Below are 3,341 nucleotides of genomic sequence, written 5' to 3'. Positions count from 1 at the left end.
CCTGTCAGGTCTGTCAGGTCTGTCAGCCGGTGAGCGCTCCCGGCTGGCCGCCGGCGGCCGTGAGCTGTTCCCCGACCGCCGTCAGCAGCTGGTTCCAGGAGTCCACGAACTTCTCCACACCCTCGCGTTCGAGCACCTCGACGACGTCGGGGAACGAGATGCCGAGACCGGCCAGGGCGGCCAGCACCGCGTGGGCGTCGTCGTAGTACGGCCTGATCGTGTCGCCCCGGACCACCCCGTGGTCGGCGAACGCGTGCAGTGTTGCCTCCGGCATCGTGTTGACCGTGCCCGGGGCGATCAGCTCCGTCACGTAGATCGTATCCGGCAGGGCCGGGTCCTTCGTGGACGTGGACGCCCACAGCGGCCGCTGCGGCCGGGCACCGGCCTTCGCCAGCGCCGACCACCGCCCGGTGGCGAACGCCCGCTCGTAACGCTGGTAGGCCAGCCGCGCGTTGGCGACCGCGGCCTTACCGCGCAGGGCCTTTGCCTCGGCGGTGCCGATCTTCTCCAGCCGGCGGTCCACCTCGGTGTCGACCCGGCTGACGAAGAACGACGCGACCGAGGTGATGCCGGGCAGCTCCAGACCGGCCGCCGCGGCCTGCTCGATGCCGGCGATGAACGCGTCCATCACCGCGTCGTAGCGGTCGAGCCCGAAGATCAGCGTGACGTTGACGCTGATACCCGCGGCGAGCGTGGCGGTGATCGCCGGCAGGCCGGCGAGGGTGGCCGGGATCTTGATGAACAGGTTCGGCCGGTCGACCAGCCACCACAGCGCGCGGGCCTCGGCCACGGTGCGCTCGGTGTCGTGGGCGAGCCGCGGGTCGACCTCGATCGACACCCGGCCGTCCACCCCGCCGCTGGCCTCGTAGGCGGGACGCAGCACGTCACAGGCGGCGCGGACGTCCGCGGTCGTGATCGCGCGGACGGCCTCGCCGATGTCCACGCCGCGGACGGCCAGGTCGCGCAGCTGCTCGTCGTAGGCCGATCCGCTGCTGATCGCCTTCTGGAAGATGGTCGGGTTGCTGGTGACGCCGACGACGCTGCGGGTACGCACCAGCTCGGCGAGGCTGCCGGTCCGCAGCCGGTCCCGGCTGATGTCGTCGAGCCAGACCGCCACGTCGGCGGCGGACAGCAGGGCCAGGGGGTCGGTCATTGTGGTGGACGTCCTCTCCGGGGAGCGCTGGCGTGCTGATGGACGGTTCGGCGCCTACGGTTGTCATGTCCGTCGTCTGTCATGCCCGTCGTCGTGTCCATTGTGGTCGGCGCGCCCTGGCGGTCAGCGCCGGACCGTGGCGGTGGGGGCAGGCCCACCAAATGCCGCCGGTACATGCCGCCAGTACCGGTAGGGGCGGACCGTCCCCCGCTGCCGGTACGGACGGGCCGGGCCACGCCGTATCTGCCGGTACGGATGGGCCTACCCTCTCGCGTTCCTCCCCTCACCCCCGCGCCCGGACAGCTCGAGAAGCCCGGGGACGACCGGCCGGGAACCTGCCGGGAACCTGCCAGGAACCTGCCAGGGACGTGCCGGGGACGTGCCGGGAACCTGCCGGGAACGTGTCGGGAACCGGGAACCTGCCGGGAACACTGCCCTCCGGCCCGCCCGACGCGCTTTCCCGGTCACCGGGCCCGGGGGCACGGGAGCCGGGCTGGTGGCTTCGGGAGCGTCGGCAGCGCTGCCGACGCCGACGGCCATGCCGCGGGGAAGCCGCCGGGACATCCCTGTCTGCGCAGGCCGGGCCGACGGTGCTGCTCAGGGTGCCGGCCAGGGCCACGGATCTTCTTCTGGACGGGTCGCGCGCCTGGCGCGGCGTCCGGCGGTTAGACTCCGACACGTCGTAGAACCACGCCGCGAAGCCCCGGCGCCCCGGGGCCCGAGTCCGGGCGGGTGGCCTGTGTCGCCCGCCGATCGCGAGGTCGTCCTGTCCGCCCTGGCCGCGTCCACGCCGGTAGCCAGCCTGCCGAAGCCGACCACGCCCGCGCCGCCGGCCTCCGGGGAGCGCGGCGGGCCGGACGGCCCGACCGGGCCGACCGGGCCGATGAGGACCCGCCGCCCGGTCGGGGCGCTCGCGCGTTCCTACCTCGCCCTGACCAAGCCGCGGATCATCGAACAGCTCCTGATCACGACCATCCCAGTCATGCTGCTGGCCGAGCGCGGCCTGCCCTCGCCGTGGCTGATACTCGCGACCCTGGTCGGCGGGACGTTCGCGGCGGGCAGCGCCAACACGTTCAACTGCTACATCGACCGCGACATCGACCAGGTGATGGCGCGTACCCGCGCCCGGCCGCTGGTGCGGGCGAACGTCACACCCGCCGAGGCGCTGCGCTTCGGTGTCCTGCTGGGTGTCGCCGCGACCCTGCTGTTCGGTTTCGCGGTCAACTGGCCCTCGGCACTGCTCGCCGACGCGGCGATCGCGTTCTATGTCTTCGTCTACACCCTCGGGCTCAAGCGCCGCAGCCCGTCCAACATCGTCATCGGTGGCGCGGCCGGCTGCTTCCCGGTGCTCATCGGCTGGTCCGCGGTGACCGGTACGGTCGGCTGGCCCGCCGTGCTGCTCTTCGCGGTCGTCTTCTTCTGGACCCCGCCGCACTTCTGGGCGCTGGCCATCAAGTACCGGGACGACTACGCCGCCGCCGGGATCCCGATGCTGCCGGTCGTGGCGTCACCGGAGGTGGTCGCCAGGCGCATACTCGGCTATTCGTACGTGATGGTCGCCACGTCCCTGCTGCTCGTCCCGGTCGCGGACACGGGATGGCCCTACCTGGTCGTGGCCGCGCTGCTCGGCGGCTGGTTCCTGGTCGAGGCGCACCGGCTGGTCCGCTCCGTCCGCCGTGGCGGGCAGATCCGCCCCATGCGGCTGTTCCACCTGTCCATCACCTACCTGACGCTCCTGTTCGCCGCGGTGGCCCTGGCCGCCCTGTGGCACCCGTAGCCGAAAGCCGTCTACCCGCTGTCCGCTGACCCGACCCGCTGAGCTCGGGCGGACGGATCCCGCCTGACGGAGCCCACAACGGAACCGCTGCCCGGGGAACTTCGTGGTCGTCCAGGTGGGAACCGTCGCTGGGACCACCTACAGGTGAGCGGGAGGCAGGCAACCGTAGGTGGTTTCCGTTGTTCTGATGATGGTTTTCACCTACGGCATCCGCTGCCGTAGGTGAAAACCATCCCCATCGTGACGGGAACCACCTACAGGCGCAGGCGCGCGGGTACGGGCGCGGGCGGCTGGAGCGGGGTTACAGCGGGGCTTTCGACCGGTGCTGCTCGGCGGTGCCAGCGGCGTCGGCGATGCTGGGGCCGGCGGTGCTGGGGCCGGCGATGGTGGGGTGGCCGGTCGGCGGTGACC

General features: G+C 72.2%; 2 protein-coding genes. One reads left to right on the top strand and one right to left on the bottom strand.

The genetic code is table 11. The features are described from left to right. Window positions 1-22 precede the first annotated feature (22 nt). Complete coding sequence (gene tal / locus AC5LUJ_RS17260; RefSeq protein ID WP_250283297.1) at window positions 23-1,153, bottom strand: transaldolase; 1,131 nt, start codon at window positions 1,151-1,153, stop codon at window positions 23-25. An 883-nt stretch (window positions 1,154-2,036) separates the two neighbouring features. Between tal and AC5LUJ_RS17255 the strand changes: the two genes are divergently transcribed. Continuing rightward, on the top strand, window positions 2,037-2,930 hold the full coding sequence (locus AC5LUJ_RS17255; RefSeq protein WP_250283332.1) for a heme o synthase: 894 nt from the start codon (window positions 2,037-2,039) through the stop codon (window positions 2,928-2,930). The last annotated feature ends 411 nt before the right edge of the window (window positions 2,931-3,341 follow it).

Source organism: Protofrankia sp. CiP1_Cm_nod3, assembly GCF_982290655.1.
Note: the sequence above shows the minus strand (reverse complement) of the source record. Positions and strands in the feature narration are given on the sequence as shown.